This window comes from Pseudomonas sp. GXM4 (genome assembly GCF_008923895.1).
In the GTDB taxonomy this organism is placed as follows: Bacteria; Pseudomonadota; Gammaproteobacteria; order Pseudomonadales; family Pseudomonadaceae; genus Aquipseudomonas; species Aquipseudomonas atacamensis.
This window is the reverse complement of sequence record NZ_WBRZ01000333.1, coordinates 1-5,304: the sequence shown is the minus strand read 5'-3', so window position 1 is coordinate 5,304 and position 5,304 is coordinate 1. Positions and strand designations below refer to the sequence as shown.

General features: G+C 58.1%; 9 protein-coding genes. 5 read left to right on the top strand and 4 right to left on the bottom strand.

The window, feature by feature from the left end; genetic code table 11:
- Positions 1-41 precede the first annotated feature (41 nt).
- Positions 42-470 carry a rhodanese-like domain-containing protein gene (locus F8N49_RS25240; protein WP_151553049.1) on the bottom strand — a complete coding sequence of 143 codons (429 nt, stop codon included), beginning with the start codon at positions 468-470 and terminating at the stop codon, positions 42-44.
- Positions 471-570: 100 nt separating this feature from the next.
- Between F8N49_RS25240 and ftrA the strand changes: the two genes are divergently transcribed.
- The 3 genes from ftrA to F8N49_RS25225 all read left to right on the top strand — a co-directional run bounded on the left by ftrA (position 571) and on the right by F8N49_RS25225 (position 2,390).
- Positions 571-1,560 (top strand): transcriptional regulator FtrA, encoded by a 990-nt coding sequence (gene ftrA, locus F8N49_RS25235; protein WP_151553047.1) that lies wholly within the window; start codon positions 571-573, stop codon positions 1,558-1,560.
- Positions 1,561-1,751: 191 nt separating this feature from the next.
- Positions 1,752-2,075 (top strand): type II toxin-antitoxin system RelE/ParE family toxin, encoded by a 324-nt coding sequence (locus F8N49_RS25230; protein ID WP_024013362.1) that lies wholly within the window; start codon positions 1,752-1,754, stop codon positions 2,073-2,075.
- Between the two features lie 3 nt (positions 2,076-2,078).
- Positions 2,079-2,390: a helix-turn-helix domain-containing protein gene (locus tag F8N49_RS25225; protein WP_071172860.1), complete on the top strand. Its 312-nt coding sequence runs from the start codon at positions 2,079-2,081 to the stop codon at positions 2,388-2,390.
- 33 nt (positions 2,391-2,423) lie between these two features.
- Here the strand turns inward: F8N49_RS25225 and F8N49_RS25220 are convergent, their stop codons facing one another.
- Positions 2,424-2,834, bottom strand: coding sequence for a hypothetical protein (locus F8N49_RS25220; RefSeq protein WP_071172861.1), 411 nt, complete (start codon positions 2,832-2,834; stop codon positions 2,424-2,426).
- Between the two features lie 32 nt (positions 2,835-2,866).
- Entirely contained in the window at positions 2,867-3,205 is a 339-nt protein-coding gene (locus F8N49_RS25215) for an FKBP-type peptidyl-prolyl cis-trans isomerase (protein ID WP_071172862.1), read from the bottom strand.
- A 131-nt stretch (positions 3,206-3,336) separates the two neighbouring features.
- On the opposite strand from F8N49_RS25215, the gene F8N49_RS25210 reads away from it, so the two are divergent.
- Together F8N49_RS25210 and F8N49_RS25205 are read left to right on the top strand one after the other, a co-directional pair.
- Entirely contained in the window at positions 3,337-4,383 is a 1,047-nt protein-coding gene (locus F8N49_RS25210) for a M4 family metallopeptidase (protein ID WP_110645530.1), read from the top strand.
- Positions 4,384-4,397: 14 nt separating this feature from the next.
- Positions 4,398-4,709, top strand: coding sequence for a protealysin inhibitor emfourin (locus F8N49_RS25205; RefSeq protein WP_130888707.1), 312 nt, complete (start codon positions 4,398-4,400; stop codon positions 4,707-4,709).
- 21 nt (positions 4,710-4,730) lie between these two features.
- Here the strand turns inward: F8N49_RS25205 and F8N49_RS25200 are convergent, their stop codons facing one another.
- Positions 4,731-5,039, bottom strand: a complete 309-nt coding sequence (locus F8N49_RS25200; protein WP_130901745.1) for an RcnB family protein — start codon at positions 5,037-5,039, stop codon at positions 4,731-4,733.
- Positions 5,040-5,304: the final 265 nt, after the last annotated feature.

The window sequence follows — 5,304 nt, the reverse complement described above, 5'->3', positions numbered from 1 at the left end:
AGATCAAAAGATCGCAGCCTCCGGCAGCTCCTACAGAAACGTCAGCATTCGCAGGCGACAGGTGTATTGGCCACTGACGCCACGCTCAGTTCGAAACCCTCATCCAGCCATCCGGTGACACCGCCGATCATCTCCTTGACCGGATAGCCCAATGCCGCGAGCTTCACCGCCGCCTTGTTCGCCCCATTGCAATGCGGCCCTGCGCAATAGACCACGAACAACGTGCTTTTCGGGTAATCGGCCAAGCGCTCCGCCGTGAGCAAGCGGGTCGGGATATTGATCGCGCCGGGCACATGGCCGCGCTCGAACGCCAATGGGCCGCGCACATCCACCAGAACAAAATCGACCTCCCCGGCCTCTTGGCTACTGAACACGTCGGAACAATCGGTTTCGAAGGTCAGACGATTGCTGAAATGCATCAGGGCAATCGCCGAAGGCGCGGCGGGAATTTCGCGAACCAGGCTGGTCATGTTGTGTTGCTCCTTTGTCTGTGGGGATGAACAGACTTTATCGAGACGGCGCTAGCCGCTACAGTGGCGCGCAAGACACCGACCGGGAGTTTTCCGCCAAATGCCCACTCAGCCCAATCTGGTTGCCATTCTGGCCTACGACGGCCTCTGCACATTCGAGTTCGGCATTGCCGTGGAGATCTTCGGCCTGGCCCGGCCAGAGTTCGATTTTCCCTGGTACGCGCATGCGATAGCGGCAGTCGATCCAGGCCCGATGCGCGCCATGGGCGGGATTCAGGTACTGGCCGATGGCGGCCTGGAACTGCTCGCCGCAGCGCGCACCATCGTCATTCCCGGCTGGCGCGACCGCAATGCCCCGGTACCGCCTGCGCTGATCGACGCGTTGCGTCGGGCGCATGACCGAGGCGCGCGGTTGCTGTCGATCTGCTCGGGCGTGTTCGTGCTCGCCGCCAGCGGCCTGCTCGACGGCCACCGCGCCACCACGCACTGGCGCTACACCGGTGAACTGGCGCAACGCTTCCCGGCGATCGAGGTCGATCCGGACGTGCTCTATGTCGACGCCGGTCAGCTGATCACCTCCGCCGGCAGCGCCGCCGGCATCGACGCCTGCCTGCATCTGGTAACCCGCGACTTCGGCACGCAGGTCGCCAACGCCGTCGCGCGGCGCTTGGTCATGTCGCCACAGCGCACCGGCGGCCAGGCCCAATTCATCCCCACCCCGGTCAGCCCGACACCCCGCAGCGACCTGTCGCGCGTCATGCAATGGGCCCGCGAACGCCTGCACGAACCACTGGAAGTCCGCGATCTGGCCAGTGAAGCGGCGATGAGCGAGCGCACGTTTTTGCGGCGCTTCACCGAAGCCAGCGGGCAAACGCCCAAGGCCTGGCTGCAACATGAACGCCTGGCGCGAGCGCGGGAGCTGCTCGAGAGCACCCATCAACACACCGAGCAGATCGCCCAACGCTGCGGCTATCGCTCGGTGGAGAGTTTTCGTGTGGCGTTTCGCAGCGTGGTGGGCGTACCGCCGTCGGTTTATCGGGAGCGGTTTGGGCGAAGCAACAAGCTTTCGCTCCATCCCACAGCGTTTTAAGCGCTGACGTTGACGGCCAGGCCGGCAGAAACGCTCGCGGTGAAAATTGTGAAACGGAAAATGCGGCTTGCTTTATATTGATTCTGATATAACCTGAAAATCAAACGCGCACTGGCACTTCTTGCAATACAACTCACCGTCGCCGCTTACGTTCAGCTATTACGCTTTTCCTTTTGACACAGGACTAGCCGATGCCGAAACACAAGGATGTGGTGTTCGTGGGGAGCGCGTTGAAAGATCTTAAAGCGTTCCCGGTTGATGCCCGAAGAGCGGCGGGGTTTCAGCTGGACCTGTTGCAACAGGGTGATGCCCCACTCGATTGGCGCCCTATGAAAACCGTAGGACGCGGTGTCAACGAAATCAGGATCACCGAGGACTCAGGGGCGTTTCGCGTGTTTTATGTAGTCAATCGACCTGAAGCAATCTATGTGCTTCACGCCATGCACAAAACCACGCGTAAAACGGAAATCAGAGACATAGAACTGGCCCGCGCCAGATATCAGGAAATAGGTTAAGCCATGAAGGAACATCAAGACTCATCCCAACGATTTTCCAGTGTATGGGATGCATTGGAGGACACGCCTCAGGAAGCCGCCAACATGCGTTTGCGAGCCAAGCTCATGCGTTCGCTTTGCGAAACCATTCGAGCGTGGGAGCTCCCTCAAAAGGACGCGGCACAGAGATTGGGAATCTCGCAGCCGCGCCTCAATGATGTACTCAACGGGAAAATCGACAAATTCTCGCTCGATGCATTGGTCAACCTGTCAGCTGCTGCAAGGCTGGAGGTGGACATTTGCTTTCCGTCAGGTCCTACATTGCAATGGGCCTGACTGACGATCTGTTTAGGACAGTCGTCGATTGACCTATATGCGGAAGTCAGCGAGCACAAAGGTCGTGTGAGTTCGAAGGTAACCGTCGACGTCATCCAGCGAATGCAATGCTCCACTGGATGACTCGATATTGGACGCATCGTCCTGACGAACCAAAGTTACGATAAACATTCCATCCTTTTGAACAAGTGTCCCGGTTACCTTTATTGCCATCCCATTCTCCTGAGAAAAAGAGGTCACGCTTATTGGCTTGAACTGCAGATTGCCAGCCACCTTCGCTTTGAGCTTTTTGCGCTTGGCAAGCAGTTCTTTACTAGCCACCCAACTGCCCACTCCAGCGGCGACGGACAATACGTACATGTAGTTGTAGCTTGATCTACCACGCGTACCATGCTTTTCAATCAGCCAATCGGTGACTTGCGAGACTACTTGCCAAATATCCATCACTCTTAGTCCTGTGCTAAAAACTCCCCGTTTCAATCCTCCCGCGTCAAAACCTCCAGCAACTCAATCTCAAACACCAGATTCGAATTCGGCGGGATCTTGCCCATGGTCCGCTCGCCGTACCCCAGATGCGCCGGTACCAGCAATTTGCGTTTGCCGCCGACCTGCATGCCCATCAGGCCCTGATCCCAGCCTTTGATCACCCGGCCAGTGCCAATCACGCACTGAAACGGTTTGCCCCGGCTCCAGGACGAATCGAATTCAGTGCCGTCTTCCAGCCAGCCGGTGTATTGGGTGGTGATCAGCGCGCCTTTCACCGCGGCTTTGCCGTCGCCCGCTTGCAAGTCGATGATTTGCAGTTCGTCTGTCATGTCGTTGGCTCTTGAGATGTTCGCAGGCGGCGTTTTTCGCAGAATCCGGCGTCGATGGCAATCCATGGAACCGAAAACACGCCTTGCCGCTCACATGTGTATCGACATCGTATGACGACAAGGATGCTTAGATGACCGACTCTCGATTGCTGCGCAGTTTCATCCCGCCCTACATCCTCAACCGCATCATTGCCCACGGTTCCGAGCCGCAGCGCAACGCCGCGATGCAGACGCTCAATCATGTGCGCAGCCTGCTGCCCAACCCCGGCCGTCCTTCGCAGCCGCCGGCGCGGGCGATTCTGCCGGAGGCGAGCAAGCCTGGCCTGGCGCGGCGCAGCGTGCATGATGCGCAGAACAAAATGCTCTTGCCGGGCATGCCGGTGCGTCTCGAGGGCCAGCCGGCATCGGGGGATCCGGCAGTCGACGAGGCTTACGATGCGCTGGGCGCCAGCTATGATTTCTTCTGGAAGGTGCTCGGTCGCGACTCGATCGATAATCAGGGATTCGCGCTGATCGGCAGCGTGCATTACGGGCAAGCCTACGAAAACGCATTCTGGAATGGCGCGCAGATGGTTTTCGGTGACGGCGATGGCGAAATCTTCCAGCGCTTCACCCGCTCGCTCGACGTCATCGGCCATGAACTGGCCCACGGCGTCACCGAAAGCGAAGCCGGGCTGATTTATGCCAACCAGTCCGGCGCGCTGAACGAGTCGCTCTCGGATGTATTCGGCGTGTTGACCAAGCAATACACCCTTGGCCAAACCGCCGAGCAGGCAGACTGGTTGATCGGCGCCGACCTGCTGATGCCACAGATTCAAGGCAAGGGCCTGCGCTCGATGTCGCACCCCGGCACGGCATACGACGACCCGATGCTGGGCAAGGATCCGCAACCGGATCACATGCGCAAGTTCGTCATCACCAGCGAAGACAATGGCGGCGTACACATCAACTCCGGCATTCCCAACCGCGCGTTTTACCTCGCAGCCCGAGCGTTTGGCGGCTTCGCCTGGGAAAAAGCCGGACGCATCTGGTACGACACACTGTGCGACGACCGTTTGAAACAGGACGCAACGTTCGACGCGTTCGCAAAACTGACGATCAACCACGCCGGCGAGCGCTTCGGCGCCGAAGCAGCCGACGCAGTGCAGCAAGCCTGGGCACAGGTCGGTATCGAATAATCCGAGGAGACCGTATGAAAACGCTACCCGAGCTGGATAAAGATTCCGTTTTGCGCGTATCTCGCCAGGGTGGCGTTGCAGCGATTCACAGCCTGAGCCGCCCACGGGAAATCGAATTTGCCCAGTGCGACATCAATCAGCGTTCCAGGATCTGCTCGGTGCTCGAAGGTTGCCTGCCACTCGATAGCAGCGAATCGGGCCGTGGGGATCAGCGCTTCTACCAGATTGAAGTGCGCTATCAGTCCGGGGAAATGGTGTTGAAGGTGCCGGAGGACCGGGCGCCGGGGGAATTAGTGAGTCTGTGGGACAAGGGAGAGCTTGTGTAAACGCTCTCCCCCGCGATCAAGCTATTTCTCGACCGGCTGCATCTCGACAATCGTGCCGTTGGTGATCATCACCATCACGTACTTGTCATTGATCTGCACCCACTGCGCCTGGTCGATCGGCGCTTTCAGACCTTTGGCTTTCCAGTTCTTCAAAGCCTTGTCGTCGCGCTGGTACATTTCTGGAGCGCGGTCGTTGACCTTCAGCTGGCGGTCGCTGGTCGGCGATTGCACGGCGGGTTCGCTGGAGGTTTGCGCCGCTTGAACAATGGGTGTGATTCCGGCAATGCCCGCAACAAGGGCCAGGCTGGCGATTAGGGTTTTGCTGTTCATCGGTGAACCTCCGCAGTTGTGTCATACGACATCTACGACTACGAAGTTTTATAATCATCCCGTTTTTTGACGATGATGATCAGGCTCGATCAGTCAATCGCCTTCGCTGATGCGTGGGGCGCAACGTCAAAATCAAATATAACGCACCATCCATGCGGATTTTTCCAGCACGTATCTCCCGCAAATAGTAATTCGACCGTCGTCTGAAAGATTCATATCGACGAGAGCTTCCCCTTCATCGTCCCCTTTTCTAAAAGGAACAAAA

Bases quoted from the DNA above. Each gene is read 5' to 3' on its own strand.
- F8N49_RS25240 (WP_151553049.1), bottom strand. From the start codon at position 470: ATGACCAGCCTGGTTCGCGAAATTCCCGCCGCGCCTTCGGCGATTGCC.
- ftrA (WP_151553047.1), top strand. From the start codon at position 571: ATGCCCACTCAGCCCAATCTGGTTGCCATTCTGGCCTACGACGGCCTC.
- F8N49_RS25230 (WP_024013362.1), top strand. From the start codon at position 1,752: ATGCCGAAACACAAGGATGTGGTGTTCGTGGGGAGCGCGTTGAAAGAT.
- F8N49_RS25225 (WP_071172860.1), top strand. From the start codon at position 2,079: ATGAAGGAACATCAAGACTCATCCCAACGATTTTCCAGTGTATGGGAT.
- F8N49_RS25220 (WP_071172861.1), bottom strand. From the start codon at position 2,834: ATGGATATTTGGCAAGTAGTCTCGCAAGTCACCGATTGGCTGATTGAA.
- F8N49_RS25215 (WP_071172862.1), bottom strand. From the start codon at position 3,205: ATGACAGACGAACTGCAAATCATCGACTTGCAAGCGGGCGACGGCAAA.
- F8N49_RS25210 (WP_110645530.1), top strand. From the start codon at position 3,337: ATGACCGACTCTCGATTGCTGCGCAGTTTCATCCCGCCCTACATCCTC.
- F8N49_RS25205 (WP_130888707.1), top strand. From the start codon at position 4,398: ATGAAAACGCTACCCGAGCTGGATAAAGATTCCGTTTTGCGCGTATCT.
- F8N49_RS25200 (WP_130901745.1), bottom strand. From the start codon at position 5,039: ATGAACAGCAAAACCCTAATCGCCAGCCTGGCCCTTGTTGCGGGCATT.